11 protein-coding genes are annotated in these 24806 nt (G+C 69.8%); 2 read left to right on the top strand and 9 right to left on the bottom strand.

The genetic code is table 11. The features are described 5' to 3' along the window. Positions 1-2 precede the first annotated feature (2 nt). From ACT54L_RS13010 to ACT54L_RS12975, 8 genes are all read right to left on the bottom strand, one after another. Entirely contained in the window at positions 3-1157 is a 1155-nt protein-coding gene (locus ACT54L_RS13010; protein ID WP_476086007.1) for a TIGR03032 family protein, read from the bottom strand. Then, positions 1157-13051, bottom strand: coding sequence for a hypothetical protein (locus tag ACT54L_RS13005; protein ID WP_476086006.1), 11895 nt, complete (start codon positions 13049-13051; stop codon positions 1157-1159). The genes ACT54L_RS13010 and ACT54L_RS13005 overlap by 1 nt, the downstream gene beginning before the upstream one ends. A gap of 363 nt (positions 13052-13414) precedes the next feature. After that, positions 13415-14125 (bottom strand): amino acid ABC transporter ATP-binding protein, encoded by a 711-nt coding sequence (locus tag ACT54L_RS13000; protein WP_476086344.1) that lies wholly within the window; start codon positions 14123-14125, stop codon positions 13415-13417. A 91-nt stretch (positions 14126-14216) separates the two neighbouring features. Then, a complete protein-coding gene (locus tag ACT54L_RS12995) occupies positions 14217-15098 on the bottom strand; it encodes an amino acid ABC transporter permease (protein ID WP_476086005.1) in 882 nt (293 codons plus the stop codon). Further along, positions 15095-15853, bottom strand: coding sequence for an amino acid ABC transporter permease (locus tag ACT54L_RS12990; protein ID WP_476086004.1), 759 nt, complete (start codon positions 15851-15853; stop codon positions 15095-15097). The genes ACT54L_RS12995 and ACT54L_RS12990 overlap by 4 nt, the downstream gene beginning before the upstream one ends. Before the next feature lie 150 nt (positions 15854-16003). Further along, complete coding sequence (locus tag ACT54L_RS12985; RefSeq protein ID WP_476086343.1) at positions 16004-16822, bottom strand: transporter substrate-binding domain-containing protein; 819 nt, start codon at positions 16820-16822, stop codon at positions 16004-16006. Between the two features lie 332 nt (positions 16823-17154). After that, positions 17155-17859 carry a hypothetical protein gene (locus ACT54L_RS12980; protein ID WP_476086003.1) on the bottom strand — a complete coding sequence of 235 codons (705 nt, stop codon included), beginning with the start codon at positions 17857-17859 and terminating at the stop codon, positions 17155-17157. Positions 17860-17989: 130 nt separating this feature from the next. Beyond that, a complete protein-coding gene (locus ACT54L_RS12975; protein ID WP_476086002.1) occupies positions 17990-18424 on the bottom strand; it encodes a VOC family protein in 435 nt (144 codons plus the stop codon). A 341-nt stretch (positions 18425-18765) separates the two neighbouring features. On the opposite strand from ACT54L_RS12975, the gene ACT54L_RS12970 reads away from it, so the two are divergent. Both ACT54L_RS12970 and ACT54L_RS12965 read left to right on the top strand, forming a co-directional pair. Further along, positions 18766-20265, top strand: coding sequence for a phosphomannomutase/phosphoglucomutase (locus ACT54L_RS12970; protein ID WP_476086001.1), 1500 nt, complete (start codon positions 18766-18768; stop codon positions 20263-20265). A gap of 401 nt (positions 20266-20666) precedes the next feature. Continuing rightward, positions 20667-21179 (top strand): prolyl-tRNA synthetase associated domain-containing protein, encoded by a 513-nt coding sequence (locus tag ACT54L_RS12965; RefSeq protein WP_476086000.1) that lies wholly within the window; start codon positions 20667-20669, stop codon positions 21177-21179. 492 nt (positions 21180-21671) lie between these two features. Here the strand turns inward: ACT54L_RS12965 and ACT54L_RS12960 are convergent, their stop codons facing one another. After that, positions 21672-24806, bottom strand: a complete 3135-nt coding sequence (locus tag ACT54L_RS12960) for an efflux RND transporter permease subunit (protein WP_476085999.1) — start codon at positions 24804-24806, stop codon at positions 21672-21674.

Below are 24806 nucleotides of genomic sequence, written 5' to 3'. Positions count from 1 at the left end.
CCTCAGGGCGGGCCGGGCGCGTCCAGGGAGCGCGGCGGGGCTTCCACCGTGATGAGGTTGGCAAGGTCGGGCCCCTGGAGCGGGGCCGCCATGGGGCAGGCGACGCCGGGAATGACCGTGACGTCGAACAATTCACGGATATGGCCGTCAAGCCGGATCCACTGCACGATGTCGCCGGTGGCAAGGTTGATGACCTGCACCCCGCACCAGGGCTGCCCGCCCCGCCGGGCGATCTCCTCATCGATGGGCAGGCCCTTGAAGTTCAGGTAACGCGGCAGGGACAGCGTGACGATGGCGTGCCCGTCATGGAAGGCGAGGCCGCGCAGGAAGCCGGGGCAGAAGGCCACGTCCTGCCGTTCGCCGGTGGCCGGATCGATGCGCACCAGATAGCCGCGCCCGGAATCCAGCACCCACAGGAAGCCGCCATAAAGGCGCGGCGAATGGGGCATGGAGAGGCCCTCCGCCACCACCGCGTCATCCTCCACCCGGATGACGACGCCGCCGCCCGCCTTGTGCTCGCGCCAGCCATCCACCACGTCCGTGCGGCTGACCGCCGTGACATAGCGCACCTGCCCGCCCTCCATGCACATGCCATTGAGATGGCAGCGATCTTCCGCCGCCAGGCGGGAGATGAATTTGGGCTTCCAGACCGGCTGGAAGGAATGGGTGAGGCTAAAGGTGGCGAGGCACGAAAACTTGGTGTTGACGAAAATCACCCGCCCGCGCCCGTCCACGCCCAGTTCGTGGGCGTCCACATCGCCGGTGATGCGCGCCGTGCGCGGCACGTAGAGATGGTCGAAATGCTGGTTCGCCCGCTCGTGGTCCGCCAGCACATTCTCCAGCCGCCAGACCTGGAGCAGCGAGGCGAGGAACAGCCGGCCGGGCTCGGCCCACAGCCCCATGGCGCGCACGAAGTCGCGCTGGTGGAAGGAAACCGTGCCATCGGGAAAGCGGCCGATGAGGAAGAGTTGCCCGCTCTGGTAGGAGGAGAAGGCCAGGCTCACATTGTGCTGGGCCAGCCAATCGGCGAAGCCGCGCGAGCAGCTCAGCTCGGTGGTGAGGGGGACAGGCACGCCCTCTCCCGCCCCCGGAAGGGTGGGCGCCGCCTCCGCCGCCGCGCCCTCGCTTCCGGCCTCGATCACGTCTTGGTCCTGCATCAGAAGTGCACCGCCATACGGGCCATGCCGGCCTGGGACAGATAGTCTTGGCCGACGGATAGCCCATAGTCGAGCTTGAATTCCACGTTCTTGACCGTCAGCACCTGCAGGCCCAGCTCGAAATTGCCCACGAAGCTCGGCATGTAGGTGATGGTATCGAAGGTCCCCGAACCCGCCGTCGCCCCGATGAGGCTGGCCGTGGTGACCCAGCTGTCATTGGACAGGAAGGACACGCCCGCCGTGGCATAGGGACGGAGCACCGTGCCATCGGCGAGGTTGAAGCGACCGCCAATCTCCACATTCGGGCTGAAGATGAAGGTGGTCTGGCTCTGGCCCTGGATCTGCAGCTCGGACCCGCTGAAGCCGGATTCCGAATAGCCCGGCACGGTCACATAGGACACGTCGAAGTCCGCATAGGGCCGCAGGTACCAATCCTTGAAGGGAATGTCATAGGCGACACGGAAGCGGCCGGTGAGGCTGTAGGTGTCCGACGAGCTTTGCGGGCTCGCCCCCATGGCCGTGATGGTGCGGGTGCTGTCGGCGCTCATATAGCCGAAGTCCCCGGCCAGCGCGAACAGCCACGGCCCCACCTGATGCTTCAGGGCCGCCGTCACGTCGAGGCCGCTGGCGGAGGTCCAGCTGCTGTTGCCCGCCCCCGAGGTCCAGGCCTCCTGATAGGCCACCGAGAAGGCGCCGAACCAGTCCGGTGCCAGGCGGGCCTGGATGCCGGTCTGGGCGGTGATGGAATTGGTGGAGAAGCCCTGGTTGCTGGCGGAGGTGGTCTGGGTGGTGCGCCCGAGAATGAGGCGCGCCCAGGCGCACTGGTCCTCCACCAGCAGCGTGGTGTCGTCGGCGAAGACCGGGCAGCTCATGGTGCGGTTCATCACCGCCCGCGATTCCGTGGTGCGCGCCGAGGCCACCGCGCCGAGCAGTTCCGGCGAGAGGTTGTTGAGCGCGGCCTGGTAGGCCGCCGCCGTGGAGGCGGAGGCGAGCGAGGAATAGAGCCTGTCGGAATTCTTCGTGCCGCCCGCATTCCAGGTGGACTGGAGATGCTGGGCGGTGGCCTGCTGGTTGGCATTGAGCGACACGCCCGCGGGCACGAAGTTGGCCTGCGTGCTCAGGCCAAGACCCGTCAGGTTGCCGCCAGTATATTGCGGCACCAGCGACCAGTGATAGGCAATCGAGGTGTCCGCCACCGTCAGGGCCTGGGTGGTGATCTGGCCGGCGGTGAGGAACACCACCTCCCCGTTGGGCACCACCTTCGCGGGCACCACCTGCACCGTGCCGGCCAGCTGCGCGGTGCCGGAGACGGTGACAAGGTCAGCCTGTTGCTTGCGGAAGTCCGCATCCACCAGCAGCGTGCCGGAGGTCATGGTGAAATTGCCGGCGATGGCTGTGGTGGCGATGGTGCCCTTGCCACCGGGCGAGAGCACGGCGGAGGGACCGGCCATGCTCAAGGTGCCGCCGCCCAGCTGAACCACGGCCCCGGAATTGAACAGGCCGGAATTGGCGAGGCTGGACTGGCCGGTGCCCAGGTCCACGCTGCCGGTGAGCGTTCCCGCATTGATGACGCTGTCATTGCCGGAACCGGCCAGGATCGCCTGCCCGCTCACCGCCGAAAGCACGGCGCCCTGCGCGATGGTCACCAGATTGTCCGCCCCGCCCGAGAGCAGGATGCCGGCGCCGCTGCTCCCCGATCCGCCACGCACCACCGCGCCCGTATCGAGCGCGACCGTGATGTTGCCGGCCCCCGTGCCGCCGGTGCTGAGCGCGAAGATGGCGGCGGAGCCGGCGCCGGTTGCCGCGACCTTGCCGCCCACCGAGACATTCACCGCCCCGCCGGCGCCGGATCCGCCTGCCGTGCCGACGCCGCTGACGCTGGCGGTGTTCACCGACCCGCCGCCGCCGCCGATGGACTGGGCATTGATGGCCGCCGCATTGGCGCCGGTGGTCAGGATGGTGCCGGTTGAAGTGACGGAGACAAGGCCACCATTGCCGGTGCCGCCGCCCGTACCCACCTGGCCGTCCGCGACGGTGAGGACGGTGCTGGAGGCATCGCCCGCCAGCCCGCCGCCGCCGCCGATGGACTGCACGAGAATGCCATTCGCCCCTGCCCCGGCGGTCTCGATGGTGCCGGCGGAGGTGATGGTGACCGCGCCGCCATTGCCACCGCTGCCGCCATTGCCGCCGAAGGCGAGGCTGGCGATGGACTCCGCCGAGCCGGTGCCGCCAATGCCGCCGCCCCCGCCGATGGATTGGGCGAGGATGCCATGGGCATTCTTGGCCGCGGTGACGATGGCCGCCGCGCTGGACAGGTCCACATTCACCGCGCCGCCATCATTGCCGCTGCCGCCGGAGCCGCCCAGCGTCAGAGCGAGGGCGACCTTGGTGCTGGCATTGGCGCTGGAGCTGAGCGCCAGGCCGCCGCCGCCGCCGATGGACTGGGCGAGAATGCCCGCCGCAGCGCCGCCGCTGGTGGCGATGGTTCCGGTCAAGGTCACGTTCACCGTGCCGCCGGTATTGCCCGAGCCGCCGCTGCCGCCCATGGCGAGCGATCCGTTCACCGTGCCGCCGGTCGCATCGGTGCTATCAGCCGAGGTGCGGCCGCCGCCGCCGCCGATGGACTGGGCGACGAGCGCGCTGGCGCCTTCGCCCTCAGTCATCAGGATGCCGCCGGAGGTCACGTTCACCGTGCCGCCTGTTCCGCCCGAACCACCGGACCCGCCAAGGCCCAGCGACAGGTTCACCGTGCCGCCGGTGCCGGTGGAGGTGGTGGCGCCCGCATTGCCGCCGCCCCCGCCCACCGACTGGACGAGGATCGCGTGGGCGAAGCTGCCATAGGTGAAGATGTCGCCCGAATTGGTGGCGGTGGCGGTGCCCCCCGCCCCGCCGGTGCCGCCGGACCCGCCGAGCGACGCCGAGAGCTGGAAGTCGGAACTCTGGCCGGTGCCAGTGGTGCCCGCCAGCGTCGCCGATCCACCGCCACCGCCGATGGACTGGACGAAGATGCCCGAGGCATGTCCGCCCTCGGTGACGATGGTGCCGGCATTGGTGACGGTGGCATTGTAGCCCGTCGCCCCACTGCCGCCCGCCCCGCCGATGCTGGCGGACAAGGTCGCCTTGGCCGTGCCCGCCGCCGCCGAGGCCGCATGGCCGGACACGCCGCCACCACCGCCGATGGACTGCGCCACCAGGCCATTGGAGCCGAAGCCCGTGGTGTGGACGGCGATCGTCGTAACGCCGCTCCCGCCATTGGTGATGCTTGCCGCGCCGCCGGTGGCGCCGGCGCCGCCGGAGCCGCTGAAGCTGCCGCCCAGCGCCGCCTGCGCCGAGGCGCCATTGCCGCCGGCGCCGGTGGCCTTGCCGTCGCCATTGCCGCCGGTGCCGCCACCGCCGCCGATGGACTGCACCAGCACCGCATCGGCGCTGTTGCCGGCCGTGGCGATGACGAGGCCCGCCTTCGCCCCCGCCAGCGTGACGCCCGCCGTTCCACCCGCTCCGCCCGAGCCGCCGTCGCCCGCCAGCGCCGCGCCCAGCGCGATCTTGCTGGTTGCCGCGCTGGTGGCGCTGCCGCCCGTGCCGCCGCCGCCGCCCAAGGACTGGACGAGGACGCCGGTGGCGCCCTGGCCGGCGGTGGAGATCGCCGCGCCGACCGTCACGGTCACCGTGCCGCCATCGCCGCCGGTGCCCCCCGAGGCGCCGAGCGTGAAGCCCACATCCACCTTGCCGCCGGAGCCCTTCTCCGACGTGAGCGCGGCCGCGCCGCCGCCGCCGCCAATGGATTGGGCGAGGATGCCGAACGCGAAGGCGCCGGTGGTGGAGATCACCCCGTCCGAGGCCACCGTTACCGTGCCGCCGTCATTGCCCGAGCCGCCGGCCCCGCCGATGGAGGCGCCCACATTGGCGTCGCTCGCCGCATCGGAGGCCACCGAATTGGACAGGACCGCAAGGCCGCCGCCCCCGCCGATGGACTGGGCGAGGATGCCCAGTGCATGGGCCCCGCTGGTGGACACCGCGCCGAAATTGTCCAGCGTCACCGTGCCGCCTGCACCGCCGGTGCCGCCCGTGCCGCCGATGCTGGCGGACAGGGCCGCCACCCCGGTGCCGCCCGCGCTGGAGGTGGAGCCGCCGCCCTTGCCGCCGCCGCCACCGATGGATTGCACGATGATGCCATTGGCCCCATCGCCGTGGGTGAAAATGGCCTGTCCCGCGCGGGTGGCGGAGCCGTTATAGAGGTTGGCCGCGCCGCCCGTGCCGCCGGTGCCCCCCGTGCCGCCCAGCGCCACCGTCAGGCTGACGCCATCGCCTCCGGCGCCATCGGCCTTGCCGGAGCCCGTGCCCGCATTGCCGCCGCCGCCGCCGATGGACTGGACCAGCAGGCCGTCCGCCGCCCTGCCCTTGGTGATGATCTCCGACCCCGCCACGGCGGCGAGCGTCACCGTCACGGTGCCGCCCACGCCGCCTGCGCCGCCGGTGCCGCCGAGGTCGGCGCCCAGCCCGATCTTGGCGGTGGCGGCATTCACCGCGCTGCCGCCATTGCCGCCGCCGCCACCGATGGATTGCGCCACCAGGGCGGTGGCATTCTGGCCCTCCGTGCTGATGGTGCCGGCATTGGTGATGGTGAGCGTGCCGCCGGTGGAGCCGGCGCCGCCCGTGCCGCCGAGGCCCAGCGTCACCGCCGCCTTGCCGCCCTTGCCGGTGTCGGCGGTCGCGCCCGCATTGCCGCCGCCGCCGCCGATGGACTGGGCGAGGATACCGAACGAGAAGGCGCCCTTGGTCACCAGGGTGCCGCTTTGCGTCACATTCACCGCGCCGCCGGTGGACCCGGCGCCCCCCGACCCGCCGAGAGAGGCGGAGATGCTGACATCGCTCTTGGCATCGGCGCTGGTGGAACTGGCCAGCACCGCATTGCCGCCGGACCCGCCGATGGACTGGGCGATAAGCGCATCCGCATGGGCACCGGCCGTGGAAACCGTGCCCGCATTGGTGAGGGTAACGCCGCCGCCGGTGCCGCCCGCCCCGCCTGCCCCGCCCAGAGCCGCGCTCAGCGTGCCCACCCCTGTGCCCCCCGTGGTGGAGCTGGAGGCCCCGCCCCGGCCGCCGCCGCCGCCGATGGACTGGGCCACCAGGCCATTGGCATGGTCGCCCGAGGTGGAGATGGCCGCCAGCGTGGCGCCCGCATTGGTGAGGGTGACTGTGCCGCCCGTGCTTCCCGCCCCGCCGGCGCCGCCCAGCGTCACCTCCAGGCTGCCGCCCTGTCCGCCTGCGCCGTCCGCCTTGCCATCGCCCGAGGCGGCATTGCCGCCGCCGCCGCCGATGGACTGGGCCAGCACCGCATCGGCGCCAAGCCCGGTGGTGACGATGGTGGAGGCCGCAAGGCCGGTGCCCAGGGTCACGGTCACCGTGCCGCCATCGCCGCCAGCCCCGCCGGCGCCACCGATGGAGCCGCCGAGCGCGATCTTGGCGCTGGCCGCATTGGAAGCGCTGCCCGCATTGCCGCCGCCGCCGCCCACGGACTGGGCGAGGATGCCAAGCGCATTGGCGCCCACCGTGGAGATGTCGCCGGAGGCGTTGACGGTGACCGCCTCGCCATCGCCGCCCGAGCCGCCGGACCCGCCGAGACCGAAGGTGAGCGACACCTTGCCGCCCGAGGCCTTGGCCTGGCTCACCGCCGCGCTGCCACCGCCGCCGCCCACCGACTGGGCGATGAGGGCGGTCCCCGCCGTGCCCTTGGTGAAGAGGGCGCCGAGGCTGGTCACATTCACCGCGCCGCCATCCCCGCCGGACCCGCCGGAGCCGCCCAGCGTCGCGGAAATATTGGCGTCCGCCTTCAAATCGGAGGACGAAGTGCTGGTGGCCGAGGCATTGCCGCCGCCGCCACCGATGGATTGGGCGAGGATGGCGCTGCCATGGCCGCCCTCGGCGCTGACAATGCCGTAGCTGACCACATTGACCGTGCCGCCCGTGCCGCCGGACCCACCGGACCCGCCAAGCGTCGCCGAGACATTGGCGATGCCCGAACCGTCCGTAGCGCTGGAGGACGCGCCGCCGCGCCCGCCGCCGCCGCCGATGGACTGGGCGACAATGGCGCTAGCCTCCTCGCCCTTGGCCACCACGATGGCTGCCGGCAGGGCCTTGGTGCCGTTATAGACGTTCACCGTGCCGCCATTGCCGCCATCGCCGCCGGCCCCGCCCATGGACAGGCTGACGCCCACGCCCTTATTGCCCGCGCCGGCCGCCTTGCTGCTGACCGCAGAGGCATTGCCGCCGCCGCCGCCGATGGATTGCGCCAGGATGGCGTCCGCATGGGAGCCGGTGGTGGCCACATAGGTGGTGGAGCTGCCGCCGGTGGAGGCCGTCACGGTCACCGTGCCGCCATTGCCGCCGCCGCCCGCCGCCAGACCGAGCGATCCGCCCACGCCGATCTTGGCCTGCGCCGTGTCCGAGGCGCTGCCCGAATTGCCGCCGCCGCCACCGATGGACTGGGCGAGAATGCCGGTGGAGCCTTCCCCGGTGGTGATGACGCTGCGCGTGGTGGACACCTGCACGGTGCCGCCATAGGCGCCGCTCCCGCCCCCGCCCGAAAGCGTGAAGCTGACCGCCACGCTGCCGCCATTGGCCGAGGAGGCCGCGCCCGCCGCGCTGCCGCCGCCGCCGCCCACGGACTGAGCGAGGATGCCGATGGACTGGTCGCCGGAGGTGCGCACCACCCCCGTATTGGTGACCGTGACTGCCCCGCCAAAGGCGGCCGCGCCGCCCGAGCCGCCGAGAGCCGCGGAAATATTATAGGCGCCGCCTGCCCCCTTGGAGGAGACCGCGCCGCCCTTGCCACCGCCGCCGCCAATGGACTGGGCGAGAATGCCGTCCGCATGGTCGCCGCTGGTGGTGATCGCCGCGCCATTGGCCACCGTCACGGTGTCGCCGATGCCGCCCACGCCGCCCGAGCCGCCCAGCGTCGCCGCCAGCGACACCGACTGCTTGCCGGCCGCATGGGCGTCCGCCCCGGCCGTGGAGCCGACGCCGCCGCCGCCACCAATGGATTGGGCGAGGATGCCGTCCGAGAGGTCGCCCGCCGTGGTGATGGTGCCGCCCGTGGTCACGGTGACCACGCCGCCCATGCCGCCGCCCGCGCCATTTTCGCCCACCGCGCCGCCAAGCCCGATCTTGGCGGAGGCTGCGCTGTTGGTATTGCCGGCATTGCCGCCGCCGCCGCCGATGGATTGGGCGAGGATGGCGATGGAATCCGTGCCGGCGGTGCTCACCGTGCCATAGCTGGTCACCGTGACCGCGCCCGCCTTGCCGCCCTCGCCGCCCGTTGCGCCCAGCGAGAAGGTCAGGCCCACCTTGCCGCCGCTCTCGGTGCCGGCCGCCGCGCCGCCCTTGCCGCCGCCGCCGCCCACCGATTGCGCGAAGATCGCCACCGCATGGTCGCCGGTTGTGGTCACGGTGGCGCCCGCCGCCGCCGTGCCGGACGTGATGGTCACCGCCGCGCCATCGCCGCCGCCGCCGCCCGAGCCGCCCAGGGCGACGCTGAGGCCGAAGGACGAGGAACTGGAATTGGTCAGCTTGCTGCTGAGGTCGGCCAGATTGTCCGTCCCCGCCTTGGTGGTGCTGGACGCGCTGCCGCCCACGCCGCCGCCGCCGCCGATCGACTGGGCGAAGATGGCGTCCGCATCATCCCCGGTGGTGGTGATGGTGCCGGTATTGGTCACGGTCACGGTGCCGCCCGCGCCCCCACCGCCGCCGGACCCGCCCAGCGTCACGCCGATGGCCACCTGGCCGCCATTGGAATTGGCGACGCCGCCCCCCGCCGCGCCGCCGCCGCCGCCCACCGACTGGGCGAACACGCCCTTGGCGCTGGCGCCTTCCGTGCCGATGGTGCCGGAATTGGTGACGGTGACGCCATAGGCATTGCCGGCCTCGCCGCCCGAGCCGCCGCCGCCCAGCGACAGGGAGATGGAGGTCTTGCCGGTGAGGTTGACCGCATTGGAGGAGGTGGAGCCCACGCCGCCATTGCCGCCGCCCCCGCCAATGGCCTGGGCCTGCACGCCGTCGGCGAAATCGCCGGAGGTGGTGACGGTGCCGGAATTGGTGACGCTCACCGTGCCCGAATTGGCGCCCGAGCCGCCCTTGCCGCCCAGCGCCGCCGAGACGGAGATGGAGGGCGCCGTGGAGGCCGAGACCGACAAAGCGGAGGCATCGCCGCCGGTGCCGCCGCCGCCGCCGATGGACTGGGCGAGAATGGCGGTGGCGCCGGCGCCGGACGTGGCGATGGTGCCGGAATTGGTGACGCTGGCATTGCCCGCCGTATTGCCCGAGCCGCCGGAGCCCCCCAGCGCCGCGGACACCGAGGCCGCCCCGTCAATGCCGGCGGCAATGGCATAGGCCGCCGAGGAGCCGCCATTGCCGCCGCCACCGCCGATGGACTGCACGAGGACGCCGAAGGAATCCGCGCCGGCGGTGGAGATGGTGCCGGAATTGGTGGCGGAGGCCGCCGCGCCCGCCCCGCCGCTGCCGCCGGAGGCGCCCAGCGCCACGGCGGCCGCGAAATAAAGGCCCGCGCTGGCGGCCAGCGCCGCCCCGCCCGAGCCGCCGCCGCCACCCACCGATTGCACGATGATGGCTGAGGCCCGGTCGCCCGTCGTCTTGATGCCGGCCTCGTTCACCACGGCGGCATCCGCCGCGCTGCCGCCGCCGCCGCCCGTGCCGCCAATGGCCAGCGCCACGAAGCCGATGGTGGCCGCCACCGCATTGCCGCCCGCGCCGCCGCCGCCGCCGATGGACTGGGCGAGGATGCCGGTGGCATAGCGGCCGGTGGTGGAGACCGTGAGCGTGGTGGCGCTGGCGCCGGAATTCTTCACATAGACATTGCCGCCCGCACCGCCGCCGCCGCCGCCGCCACCGATGGCCGCCGCCTCGCCCGGCCCCACGGACATGGCGCCGCCGCCCCGGCCGCCGCCGCCGCCGATGGACTGGGCGGTGATGCCGATGGCATCGCGGCCGGAGGTGGCGACGAGGCCGCTATTATAGACCTTGGTGACATCCGCATTGCCGCCGGAGGCGCCCTGGCCGCCCAGCGATCCGAGGCCGCCCGCGCCGCCGCCATTGCCGCCGCCACCGCCGATGGACTGGGCGAGGATGCCATCCGAGAAGGCGCCGGTGGTGGTGACCGTGCCGGAATTGCGCACCAGCGCCTCGGCACCGCCGCCGGTGCCGCCGGAATCGGCGGTGCCGCCCACGGAAATGGACGAACCCGCGCCGCCCAGGAGGCTGCCGCCGCCGCCGCCCACCGACTGCACCAGCATGCCGTGGGCATAATTGCCGGAGGTGGAAATGGCACCGGAATTGATCGCGGTCACCCCGCCCGCATCGCCGCTGGCCGCGCCATTGCCGCCCATGGGGGCGATGATGGCATCGGAGGAACCGCCATTGCCGCCGCCGCCCGCCACCGACTGCACGACCACCGCGATGGACTGGTCGCCGCTGGTGGTGATGCGCCCCGCATTGTTCAGATAGACGAAGCCCGACGTGCCGCCCGGGCTGCCTTGCCCGCCATCGCTGCCGAAGAAGCCGCCGACGCTCGCCCCGTTGGCGCCCGCCCCGCCCAGGCTCTGGGCGATGACGCCGTTGGAGGCCAAGCTCTTGGTATAGACATTGGCGCCGGCCTGGATGACCACGCTCACCGCCGTGCCGGAGGCGGCATTGCCGCCATTGCCGCCATTGCCGCCGGTCTCGTTCAGGCTGTCATCGGGCGCGGCGCCCGCGCCGCCGGCCCCGCCATTGGCCGTCACCTGGATGGCGGCGGAATTGTTGCCGCCGGTCCAGACGGTGACAGTGCCGCCCACAGTCAGCGCGGCGGTGCCCCCCGTGCCGCCCGTGCCGCCATTGGCGCCCTGCGCGGACCAGTCGGACCGGGCCGCGCCGCCCGGGCCGCCGGTGCCGCCGTTGGCGGAGAGCGCCACCGCCGGGGCATTGGCGCCGCCGGTGGACAGGACGACCCCGTTGGACAGCGTCACGTTGACCGTGCCGCCATTGCCGCCGGCCCCGCCCGTGCCACCCCAGGAATCGGAAGTGCCGCCATAGCCATAGCCGCCGGTGCCGCCCGTGCCGCCATTGGATTGGGCGACCAGGGCCGCCCCCCACGGCTGGACCGTGCCGCCGGAGACGGAGACCGTCACCGCACCCGCATTGCCGCCCGCCCCGCCATTGCCGCCGGTGGCGTTGGCGACGGTGGAATCCCCCTCGCCGCCAGTGCCGCCGGTGCCGCCGACGGATTGCACCAGGATGCCCACCGCCCCGGCCACTGCCGCGCCGGACAAGGACAGCCCCGCCGCCCCGCCATTGCCGCCCGTGCCGCCGAGGCCGCCCTGGGCGCTGTCGCCGGTGGAATGGCCCTCCGACGCAGCACCGGCCGCGCCGCCCGCCGAGGAAATGACGATGGCCGTGCCATTGGCGCTGAAGATGCTGCCGCCGGAGATGCGGGCATAGGCATAGCCGCCATTGCCGCCCTGGCCGCCATTGCCGCCCGTGCCATGGGCGGTGCCGCCGGAGCCCGATCCGCCCGCACCGCCGGCGCCGCCGCCGGACCATACGGTGATCCCGTTGGTGCTGCCGCTGACCGTGGACCCGGACAGGATCAGCTTGGAGGTATTGCCATTGCCCCCGCTCCCGCCATTGCCACCATAGGAGCCGGAGGTGTCGCTGGAGGCCCAGCCCGCCGCCTGCGACAGGCCGCCCACGGAGGAGACGATGATGGCCGCCCCGCCATTGGCCGTGATGGTGGAGCCGGAAATGTTGAGCCCGGTCACTCCAACCACGTTGCCGCCATTGCCGCTGGCGCCGCCATAGGAATTGCCGGTGCCGCTGGAGGCATCTCCGCCGAAGCCGCCCCAGCCGGCGGTGGACAGCATCTGAATGCCGCCCGCCGCGCCGGTGATGGTGGAATTGCTCATCGTGCCATAAGCGGAGACGAAGGTGCTGGACGTGCCGCCCGCGCCGCCGGCGCCGCCGCGGGCCGTGGTGGTGCCTGAGCTGGCATAGCCGCCGGTGCCCCCGGTCTGGCCGGCGGACTGGGCGAACACGGCAAAGCCGTTGCCGCCCGCACCGCCCGTGACGGTGGAGCCGGAGATGGTCAGGTCGATCCAATTGCCGACGCCGCCTGTGCCGCCTGCGCCCCCGGTGCCGGACGCAGTGAGGGAGGTCCCGTAATTGGCCGCACCGCCGCCGCCGCCCATGGTGAGGATGAAGATGGCCTGCGAACCGGTGGACAGGGTCGAATTGGCCACGCTCAGCGTCACCGCCCCACCGCCCACGCCGGCGCCGCCCGCGCCCCCCTGCGCCCAGTCGGAGCGGCTGAAGCCGTAGCCGCCGGAGCCGCCGGCGCCGCCCAGGGACTGGATGGTCACCGTATCGCCGGTGGTCGCCGCCGTCACATTCGTGATGGTGATGGTCTGTTCGCCGCCCCATCCGCCGGCGCCGCCAGCGCCACCCGAGCCATAGCCGGTCCAGCTGTGGCCATATCCGCCCGCACCGCCGACGCCGCCGGCATTGAGGATGGCCAGCGCGGTGGACGTACCGCTGGTGCTTCCGCTGACCTGGAAGGTGCTGAGGCCGAAGCCCTGGCCCCCGCCGCCGGATCCGCCCTGGGCGTCGGAGACGTGGTAGTCATCGCTGCCCCCATTGCCCCCGCCCGCGCCCACGACGGTGGATATGTAGGGGACCGAAACCACCGCCTGCGCAAGGGCCACCCCGTCGACGCCGGCGCCGACCATGAAGGCGAGGCCGGCCAAGGTGCTGGACAGGGCAGTGGACAGTTTCAGCCGCGCCGTGGAGGCTTGGTACAGGCTTGCAACGCTCTTGCCGGACGCACCTGCCCCGTCTCGCACCGTTGCCATGACCGCCCCCAGTCCATCTCATGGTCGTGCTCAAGCCACTAGCATGCAGCGCGCCCAAGCTCCAGGTGCAGAACCGGACGGGAACGGACATTGCCAAATATTAATGCGCCAATTTAGAGCGTTTGCCGGGGAAACTACATGGCGATGACGGCACGGCAGCGGCACAGCAAGTGAAACGGCCCATCTTCCCCGCGCCGAACGCTGCGCTGCACATATTTCAACTTCTGATTGCCTGGCGCCCCAGGGGAAGGAGGCGACGGACGCCTCTGCCCGGCCGCCGCGCGCGGGCCCGTGCGCACCGCGCATGACGGCCGGCCCGCCCGCGGCGGCGGCGGGTTGGCGGCGAAGGACGCCCCGGTCCGGTCAGAGGATCTGGCCGAGAAAGGCCTGGGTGCGGGGGTCCTTGGGGGCGGCGAAGAATTCGGCGGGGGGGCCGTGCTCCACGATGACGCCCGCATCGGTGAAATAGATGTGGTCCGCCACCTCGCGGGCAAAGCCCATTTCGTGGGTGACCAGGATGCAGGTCATGCCCTCTTCCGCCAGCTCGCGGATGGTGACCAGCACCTCCTTCACCGTCTCCGGGTCGAGGGCGGCGGTCACCTCGTCGAACAGCATCACGTCGGGCCGCATGGCGAGCGAACGGGCGATGGCCACGCGCTGCTGCTGGCCGCCGGACAATTGGCCGGGATAGGCATCCTCCTTGCCGGCAAGGCGCACCTTGGCGAGGAGCGCGCGGGCGCGGGCTTCCACCTCCTTCTTGTCCTGCTTCAGGACGTGGAGGGGGGCCATCATCACGTTCTGAAGCGCGGTGCGGTGGGGGAAGAGATTGTATTGCTGGAAGACCATGCCGACCTTGCGGCGCAGCGCCAGCTTGTCGAGATCGGGGTCATTCACCTCCTGCCCTTCCACGCGGATGGTGCCGGAATCGATGGGCACCAGCGCATTGATGCAGCGGATGAGGGTGGACTTGCCCGAGCCGGAGGGGCCGATGATGCACACGACCTCGCCCTTGCGCACGTCGAACGACACGCCCCGCAGCACCGGCAAGGTGCCGAAGGATTTGTAGACATCCATCACCCGCACCAAGGGCTGGTCGGGGGTCCAGCCGAAATCCTCGGCCGGGTTGGAAGAGTGGGGAGCCGTCAACAGGGCCTCCGCGCGCCGGTCACTGGTGGAGTTGGAAGCGCCGCTCCAGATAGAGGGTGAAGCGCTCGATGGGATAGCAGTAGAGAAAGAAGCACAGCATGGCGAAGCCATAGAGCGGCGCCAGCAGATCCGGCCGTCCGCCCTCGGCGGCGTGCACCTGCGCCGTCAGGGTGAGCATTTCCGTCACCCCCACGATGGAGGCCTGCACGGTGGCCATGGTGACCAGGGAATAGAGGTTCATCCAGGGCGGCAGCATGCGCTTGATGCACTGGGGCAGGATGATCCGCCACATGGTCTGGCGACGGGAGAAGGCCAGCGATTCCGCCGCCTCCCACTGGCCCGACGGCAGCGAGGCCACCGCGCCGCGCACGATCTCCGACACGTTCGCCATCACCGGCAGGGCAAAGCCAATCACCGCCTTCACCCAGTCGGGGAAGGGAATGGTGGTGCCGAAGATCCGGAACTGGAACGGGATCATGAACATGGCGAAGAACAGGAGCACCAGCCAGGGCGCGTTGCGGAAGAACTGGGTGACGCCCCAGGCCGCCTTGCGCAGGAGCGCGCTCTCGCCCACCTGCACCAGGCCCAGCACCAGCCCCGCCGCCGTCCCCAGCGACATGGACAGCACGGAGATGAGGATGTTGAAGGCAAAGCCCGACATCAGGAGGGGCAGCCATTTCCAGATCACCGCGATCGCCGAGAGCCGGTCCGCTCCCGACTGGGCATGGGCGATGCCGCCGATGAACAAGGCAAGGCCAGCAATCCCCACAAGGGAGACCAGCCCAAGCCGCGGCCAGCGCAGCGGCGCAGTCGGCCGCAGGCGATAGGGCAGGAGAACGGGCAGCACGCTGTCCGGGCCGGTGGGGGTGGCGGGCGCCATGGGGGATGAGGCCTTGCTCATTTCGCACCCGCCTGGCCGAAGCCGGGAATGGCCAGCATCTTCTCCCACCGGTGCATGATGAAGACCAGGAGGCCCACCAGCGCCGTATAGACGATGAGCAGCACGGTCATCATGACCGGCACGTTCTGGCTGTCGGTCCAGATCTGCTTGGAGACATAAAGCGTCTCCGGCACGGCGATGGCATAGGCCAGCGTCGTGGTCTTCAAAAGGTTGACCAGATTGTTGTTCAGCGCCGGCAGGCAGATGCGCAGGGCCAGCGGCAGCAGCACATGGCGATAGACGCCAAGGCGGGTATAGCCGAGCGCCTCCGCCGCCTCGGTCGTGGTGCGCGGCACGGCTTCAAGGCCGGAGCGGAAGATCTCCACGTTGAAGGCGCCGGCGAACAGGGACAGCGAGACGATGGCCCATTGCACATTGGACAGGATGGGCACGCGCATGCCGTCCGCGCCCTCGATGCGGGGCAGGATCTGGCCGAGGCCGAAATAGAAGAAGAAGATCTGCACCAGCGGCGGGGTGTTGCGGAAGATGATGACGAAGCCGTTCACCAGCGCCCGCACGATGCGCAGCGGGCTGCCCTGCGCCCAGGCGCCCACCGCCCCGATGACGAGGCTGATGAGGATGCACACCACCGACAGATACACCGTCATGCCAAGGCCCGACAGGAAGCGCTGCCGGTCATAGGCGTCATAGACGATGGTCAGGTTGATGCCCGTGGTTTCGTAGAGCTCACGAAACCAGTCCGAGACCATTTCCATGGATGAGCCGCCGCAGGAAGCCGGGGGCGAGGCCCCCGCGAAACGCCGAAACTTGGACGCCGGGCGCGCGGGGCGCGACCGGCGGCAGAAGCGGAAAGCGGCCGGACGGCGCCTTTAGGGCGCGCCCGGCCGGCCGGATCAGGCCTCGGCTCAGCTGCCCTTGTACTTCTCGTGCATGCGCTTGGAGTAATCGGTGGGCTCGATGCCCCACTTCTTCTCTTCGCTGACGATGAAGCCGGTCTTCATCCAGTCGATGGTGGTGTCGGTCATGAACTTGGCGAACTTGTCCTCGCCGGGGGCCACCGCCAGGATCCAAGGGGCTTCCATCACGCCCGGGAGCGGCATGGCATAGTCGGTGTTCCACTCGGCATCCAGCAGCTTGCCCTGCACGAAGGTCTGGTCATACAGGTAGCCGATGCACTCGCCGCCCTTGAGGGCGAACAGGGGCTTCTCCGAACCGTCGAAGGCTTTCACCTCGGCGCCGTATTTGGCGGAGACTTCCTTGTTGTACCAGGCGCCCGAGGTGCCGCAGAGCACCTTGCCCTTCAGGTCGTCCCAGCTGGCGAGCTTGGCCTTCTTGGACAGGAGGATGTTGACGCTGTCGGAATAGTATTGCGGGTCGATGGCCAGCACCGCTTTGCGGCGCTCGGGCTTGTCCGACATGGTGGCGATCATCAGGTCGATCTTGCCCTGCTGCAGGAACTCGATCCGGTTGGCGGAGATCACCGGCACCAGTTCCAGCTTCACGCCGAGGCGCTTGGCCACATCTGCCGCCAGATCAGGCTCGATGCCCACAATCGCGCCAGACGGATCGCGGAAGCCGAAGGGCTTGTAGTCGGCCTTCACGCCCACCACCAGCACGCCCTTTTCCTTGATCTTGTCGAGCACGTCGGCGGAAGCGGGCAGGCTTCCCACGGCCAGGCTTCCCACGGCCAGGGCGAGGCCCGCTGCGATCAAAAGCTTCTTCATCATCTGGCTTCCCTCTGCGCCGCCTCGACGGCGGCCTTGACGTGTGGAGCGGTGTCCCGGTCCGCGCTTGCCGACGGCGCCTGCAAGACCGGGACCAGATTACGTCGAAGCCGCGCCCTCCGCGAAAGAAGGCCCGGCAGCCTGCCCCAACGGAAGAGGTCGGACAGGCGGGACCCTCAGCTTAGAGGCAGTTGGGGAAGTCTGCACGGGGTATTGCGGAGGTCTGTGGAGGACGCGCACCGGTGGGACGGCACGCGTCGGCAGGTCCGAAGGCCAGGTCCACGCCGGGCATGCGGCGCGGCCGGCGAGGCGAAGAGAGGGCGAAGAGAGGACTAGCCTCCAACCTTCTCCAGGTTGAGACCCAGATAGAGGCCCTTGGCCGCCACCGAGCTGTCGCCGGTGCGCTGGGCATTGGCGCCCGCGCTCAGGCCGAGCGAACGGATGACGGCATTCTTCACCTCCGCGGACACCCCTTGCTTGAAGGTGACCTGATAGGTAACCGTCGCCCGCACCGCCTGCAGGGTCTGATAGGCTTTACCCTGGTTCCGATACTTTTTCAGAAGCGCTTTGCAAGTCGGACCCAGACCTTGGACAACGGCTTCCAGGTCGTCCAGCGCCAGTTGCTCCACGGTCACGTCCGACAGGGAAAGCGTCACGCTCTCCACCGCCTCCGCCTTGCCCCCGACGCCGATCGCCTTGAGCACGGTGGCCTCCACATTGAAGGCGCCGCTGAGGCTGAGTGCGGTCTGCGCGGAGGCCGCCGGGTCCACAAGCGGCAGCGGCGCGGGCGTATATCTGGGGTTGCAGATATAGGCGAGCCGCAACGGCGGACTCACGCCGCCGCTGCCTTTACGGGACGTGACGAGCGATCCGGGGCCATAGGCGGTCGAGGGCAGAAGGACATCTTCATAGCCCATTAGCCGGATCGTCGGCCCCAAGTCCCGATAGGCGGGCGTCGCCGGCGCCAGCGCGGTGCCGTCCGTCTGGCAGCCGGCGACCATGAGGCAGGCGAGGCCTGCCGCAAATGCACGCTTCATGTGATCCCCCATCCCAATGGGGATCACTGAACCAATATTAACTTAAAGTTGCAATATAAAATTAAACACAACCAAAAGAACACATCACACCCCCGGCCGGGCGGGTTGCGGCGCCCGGCCGGGGACGGGGTCAGCCGTAGACGAGAACCATCCAGGAGACCCCGAACTTGTCCCGCACCATGCCGAAGGCGGGCGAGAAGAAGGTGGCCATGACCGGCTGGATCACCGCGCCCCCCTCGCCCAGCGCGGCGAAGACGCGCTCGCAGCTGGCCGTGTCCGACACCGAGATGGAGAGCGAGAAGCCGTCGAACTTGGGCGCGCCGCCGCAGTTTCCGTCAGAGGCCATGATGACCGTGTCGCCCACCCGGAAGGAGGCGTGCATGATCTTGTCGGCATTCTGCGGCCCGGGGCCGCCGTCGCAGCCCTCCGAGGGCGCGCCGCCCGGGGCGGGCGGCGCCTCGCCGAAGCGCATCATCATTTCCACCTCGGCACCCAGCGCCGCCTCGTAGAAAGCCAAGGCCGCCTCGCATTGGCCGTCGAAGAACAGATAGGGCTGAACGATCATGAAGCCTCCCCTTGCTTGGCCGGCGACGCCCGGCCCTGCGTTCGATCCGCCCATCCCCGGCGGGAGGCACGGGCCGCGCGCCCATCCTCCCATGGAAGACGCAGCCGCCCCGGGCATTCCGACACCCCCTTTCGGATTTCTTTTGCGGTCACCGGATCGTTGCGCTGCAACAGTCTTGCCGTTTCCGCGAAGACGTCATGGAACCTTCGCAGTTCGGTCGCATTGAAGGCTCGGTTTGCAGGCACCCAAAAGATCGCCCGAAGGCGGCAAGTTTTTCTCCTTGCTTTCGTGTGTCGGGCGAGGCTTGTCGTGTCATCCCATTGTTGCCGGAGAGGCCGTGCATGTTTCCGACCCCGAAGCCCGCTCTGACGCCCAACACCTATGCTTATGAATCCGAGCCCATGGTGAAGCCGACCGGCTTTCGGGAATATGACGCGCGGTGGTTGTTCCAGAAGGAAATCAACCTGATGGGCATCCAGGCGCTCGGCATGGGCCTGGGCACCTTGATGCATGAGATGGGCGTTAAGCCCGAAATCGTCACCGGCCACGACTTCCGCAGCTATTCCTCCTCCATCAAGCTGGCGCTGGTGTCCGGCCTGATGGCGGCGGGCATCAAGGTGCACGATATCGGGCTGGCCATGTCCCCCATGGCCTATTTCGCCCAGTTCGCGCTGGACGTGCCGGCGGTGGCCATGGTGACCGCCTCCCATAACGACAATGGCTGGACCGGCGTGAAGATGGGCGTCAATCGCCCCTTGACCTTCGGCCCCGACGAGATGACCCGCCTGAAGGAGATCGTGCTCGGCGCCAAGTTCGACCTGCGCGGCGGCGGCTCCTATGTGTTCGTCGAAGGCTTCCCGGAGGTCTATATCAAGGACCTCACCAATCGGCCGAAGCTGCAGCACCCCATCAAGGTGATCTGCGCCTGCGGCAACGGCACGGCCGGCGCGTTTGCCCCGCGCATCCTGGAAGCGCTGGGCGCGGAGGTGATCCCGCTCGATTGCGAGCTCGACCATTCCTTCCCCAAATACAACCCGAACCCCGAGGACATGGAGATGCTCCATGCCATGCGGGACGCGGTGCTGGAGCACAAGGCGGACCTGGCGCTGGGCTTCGACGGCGACGGCGACCGCTGCGGCGTGGTGGATGATGAGGGCGAGGAAATCTTCGCCGACAAGATGGGCGTCATGCTCGCCCGCGACCTCGCCAAGCTGCACCCCGGCGCCACCTTCGTGGTGGACGTGAAGTCCACCGGCCTTTTCGCCACCGATCCCGAGCTGATTAAGCTCGGCGTGAAGGCGGACTATTGGAAGACCGGCCATTCCTACATGAAGCGCCGGGTGAACGAGACCGGGGCTCTCGTGGGCTTCGAGAAGTCCGGCCACTATTTCTTCAACGCCCCGGTGGGCCGGGGCTATGACGACGGCCTCGTCTCCGCCATCGCGGTGCTCGACATGATGGACCGCAACCCCGGCAAGAAGCTCTCCGAGCTGCGCCTGGCGCTGCCCAAGACCTGGTCCTCGCCCACCATGTCCCCCCACTGCGCGGACGAAGCCAAGTATGGCATCGTCGCCAAGGTGGTCAGCCATTTCGAGCGTCTCCAGGCCGAGGGCGCCCTCGTCACCGGCCAGAAGATCCGCGACCTCGTGACGGTGAACGGCGTGCGCGTCACCACCGAGGACGGCTCCTGGGGCCTCGTGCGGGCCTCGTCCAACAAGCCCGAACTGGTGGTGGTGGTGGAAAGCCCCGTCTCCGAGGCGCGCATGCGCGAGATGTTCGAGGCGGTGGATGCGGTGCTGCGCACCCACCCGGAAGTGGGCGAATACAACCAGAAGATCTGACCTCAGGCGCAGATTCATCGAAAGTGGGATGGGGAGCCGGCTTGCGTCCGGCCGCTGTCCGACGCACTGTGTTGCGCCGCACCTGCTGCGGCGCAGCGATCCCCGCTCCGGCGGGGTGACAAAGGACCAGTCCGGCCGGCTCCGCCGGGCTGGCGCAAGCTCACCGGGTGGCATCTGCCGGCTGGTGCAAGCTTCAGGGAGTAGATGCGCGGGGAGTTCGGGCTTCGGCCAGGGCAGAGCGACGCTGTCCGAAGTCGGCGGCAGCCGGGATTGTTGAGGGTTCCGGTGCGGCGCAAGAGGGCAAGAGCAGAAGGCGGGACGCACGCCGCGTCCTTCCCGATCCGCTTGCCCGCGGCCCGCATGCCGTCCAGCTCCGCTCGCGACCGGATCAGAGTTGAACCATGCCTCTCACGCCCGACGGCCTTCTGAACTTTCTCGACGCCCACGGTATCGCGGCCACCACCCACTCCCACCCTCCGGTGCACACGGTGGCGGAGTCGCAGGCGCTGAGGGGCGAGATTCCCGGTCTCCACACCAAGAACCTGTTCCTGCGGGATTCCAAGAAGAACTATTACCTCGTGGCCATCGAGGAAGGCACGCCCGTGGACCTGAAGGGCCTGCGATCCAAGATCGGCGCCCGGGGTGGCCTGTCCTTCGGCTCGGCGGAAGCGCTCTATGAGAAGCTCGGCGTCCTGCCCGGCGCGGTGACGCTTCTAGCCGCCGCCAACGATCCCCAGCGCGAGGTCACCATCGCCATCGACGAGGTGCTGCTGGCGGCGTCCTATGTGAACTGCCATCCGCTCACCAATGAGAAGACCACGACGCTGGCCCCCGGCGAGCTGCTGCGCTTCCTGGCCGTCACCGGCCATGAACCGCTGCGCATCTCGCTGCTGGAGGAAGCCGTCGCGGTCTGACCGACGACCGGGGGCCACAGGCGCTCGGCCGCGATGTCCAGACGGAGCCGGTGGCTCCGCGTCCCCTCCCGCGCCAGGCCTGTGATCGGCATCGATCTCGGCTTCCCCAGCGGGAGTCCCCCGCATCCGGTCCTTGGGGGCGATGACCGGATGCGGGTTTCCCCGCTCTGGCGCGCAGCCCGGGTGGGGGCTTGGGCCGCGCAGCCGGCGGAGGGTAGAGGTGGGGCAAGGTACCGCCACCTCAATCTGAAGCGCGCCCGGATGCCGGGCCGCGCATGCGGCGCGCTGACCTTTGCTCGGTCTCGCGGCTGCCTCCCCCTGATATTAGCGCTTTACCTCCCGTTAGGGTAGCTGCCCCGCATCCGGCCGAAGGGGGCGGTGGCCGGATGCGGGGTTCTCCACCAGCATGAGGCCCGGTTGCGGTCGGGCCGGTCGCTGGCGAACGGGAGAGGCGGCGAACGGGTCCGCCGCCCCAATGGAAAAGGGCACGCCTCAGCGGGCCACCGGCACGGCGGACGAGGGCGCGGGGGCGCTGGAGGGAGCGGGCGCGGACACCTTCACCCGGAACCAGGCCGCATACATGGCCGGCACCGCCAGCAGGGTCAGAAGGGTGGCCACCAAGAGGCCGCCCATGATGGTGATGGCCATGGGACCCCAGAACACCGAATGGGTGAGCGGGATCATGCCCAGCACCGCCGCCAGCGCGGTGAGCACCACCGGCCGGGCGCGGCGCAGGGTGGCGTCCACGATGGCCTCGGCCGGGGCATGGCCGGCGGCGATGTCGGTGTCGATCTGGTCCACCAGGATGACGGTGTTGCGCATAATCATGCCGGCAAGCGCGATCAGGCCGAGCAGGGCCACGAAGCCGAAGGGCTGGTGCGCGATGAGCAGCGCCGCCGTCGCCCCGATGAGGCCGAGTGGCGCGGTCACCAGCACCAAGGCAAGGCGCGAGAAGCTCTGGAGCTGGATCATCAGAATGGACAGCATGGCGATAATCATCACCGGGAAGACCGCGGCGAGCGCCTTGTTGGCCTTCTCGCTTTCCTCCACGGAGCCGCCCACTTCCACCCGATAGCCCGCCGGCAGGCCGGCCTTGAGGGCGGCGAGGTTGGGCAGGATGCGGGCGGTCACGTCCGGGGCCTGCACGCCTTCCGTGATGTCCGCCCGGACGGTGAGGACCAGGTCGCGGTCCCGGCGCCACAGAATGGGCTCCTCATAGGCATAGGCGATGCGGGCCACCTGCCCCAGCGGCACGGCGACGCCATTGCGGGTGCCCACCGTGAGGGTGGAGAGCTTTTCCAGGTCGATGCGCTCTTCCGGCACGGCGCGGGCGACCACGTCGATGAGCAGATTGCCTTCCCGGTGCTGCGTCACCGTATAGCCGGAGAGCAAGGTCTGGAGGGTCTGCGCCATGTCGGTGGTGGTCAGGCCGATGGCGCGGGCGCGGTCCTGGTCCACTTCCAGGGTGATGGACTTCACCCGCTCGCCCCAGTTCAGATGGGGATCGATGACGTCCCCGTCCCGGGCCATGACGGTGCGCACATCCTCGGCGATCTTGCGCACCAGGGCCGGATCGGGCCCCACCACGCGGAACTGCACGGGGAAGCCCACCGGCGGGCCGAAAACAAAGCGGTCCACCCGCGCCCGCGCCTCGCCCAGCGCACCATCGGCAATGGCCGCGTCGAGCTTGGCCTTCAGCCGGTCGCGGGCCTGCGTGTCCTTGGTGACGATGACGATCTCGGAGAAATTGGGGTTGGGCAGCACCGGATTGAGGCCGAGCCAGAAGCGCGGCGTGCCCTGGCCCACATAGGTGGTGGCGGTGACCACGTCCGGGTCGCCGGCGAACAGGCTCTCGGCCTTGCGGGCGGTGGCCTCGGTGACCGAGATGGAGGTGCCCTCCGGCAGGCGCATCTGCAGGAACAGTTCGGACCGCGTGGAGGTGGGGAAGAATTGCTGCTGCACGGCGCCGAACCCGACCACCGAAAGGGCGAACAGGCCGAAGGTGACGCCGATGACCAGGAAGCGGTGGCGCAGGCACACGCCCAGCATGGACCGCAGGATGCGATAGAGCCGCCCGTCGTGCAGGTCATGGGCGGAATGGCCCCCCTCGCCCGGCTTCTTCTTGAACTCCGGCAGCAGCATGTAGCCCAGATAGGGCGTGAAGATCACCGCCACGAACCAGGAGGCGATGAGCGCGATGCCCACCACCCAGAAAATGCCGCCGGCATATTCGCCCGACGAGGACTTGGCGAAACCCACCGGCAGGAAGCCCGCTGCCGTCACCAGCGTGCCGGTGAGCATGGGGAAGGCGGTGGAGCTCCAGGCGAAGGTGGCCGCGCGGGCCCGGTCGAATCCCTCCTCCATTTTCACCACCATCATCTCGATGGCGATGATGGCGTCGTCCACCAGCAGGCCCAGCGCGATGATGAGGGCGCCGAGCGTGATGCGGTGGAGGTCCATGTCCATGGACATCATGACCACGAACACGATGGCCAGCACGAGCGGCACGGACAGCGCCACCACGATGCCGGTGCGCCAGCCCAGCGAGAGGAAGGACACCACCAGCACGATCACCAGCGCTTCCGCGAAGGTGCGCAGGAACTCGCCCACCGACAGGGAGACGATGTGCGGCTGGTCGGCGATCTGCGTGACGTCGATGCCCACGGGCAGTTCGGCGATGGCCTTGTCCATGGCCGCCTTCACGTCTTCGCCCCAGGAAATGATGTTGGCGCCCGGCTCCATGGTCACGCCGATGCCCACCGCATCCCGGCCGTTCTGGCGGATCAGGAAGCTGGCGGGGTCCTCATAGCCGCGCTTGACGGTGGCGATGTCGCCCAGGCGGAACACCGCATTGCCCGCCGCCACCGGCACGGCGGCGATGGCCTCCGGCCCGGAAAAGGCCCCCGACAGGCGCAGGTTGATGCGGTCCGCCTTGGTGTCCACGGCGCCGCCCGAGACCACCGCATTCTGCCGTGCCACGGCATCGAACACCTGCTGCGGGGTGATGCCGAGGGTGGCCAGGCGGGCGTGGCTGAACTCGATATAGATGCGCTCGGGCCGCTCGCCGATGATGTCCACCTTCTGCACGTCGTGCACGCGGCGCAGCTTCTGGCGGATGATTTCCGCCTGCCGCTTCAGCTCGGCGGGGGCGACCTTGTCGCCGGAGAGCATGTAGAGGTTGGAATAGACGTCGCCATATTCGTCGTCGAAGAAGGGACCGATGACACCGGAGGGCAGGTCGCCCTTCATGTCGTCCACCTTCTTGCGCACCTGATACCACAGGGCCTTCACCTCGCTGGCGGGGGTGGAGTCCGACAGGGTCACCTGGATGAAGCTGACACCGGGGCGGGAATAGGTCTCCACCCGGTCGAGATGCGCGAGGCTCTGCAGCTTCTTCTCGATGGGATCGGCCACCAATTCCTGCATCTGGGTGGAGGTGGCGCCGGGCCAGGCAGCGCTCACCACCATCACCTTGATGGTGAAGGAGGGGTCCTCGGCGCGTCCCAGGTTGAAGTAGGAATAGACCCCCGCCGCGGCCACCAGGAGAATGGCGAACAGCGTCAAGGCACGGTGGGTGATGGCAAGGCGGGAGAGGTTGAAGCCGTCCGCCGGCGCGTCGTTGGACAT

The organism is Aquabacter sp. DMC10 (assembly GCF_056314145.1).
This window is presented reverse-complemented; position numbering and strand designations above follow the sequence as displayed.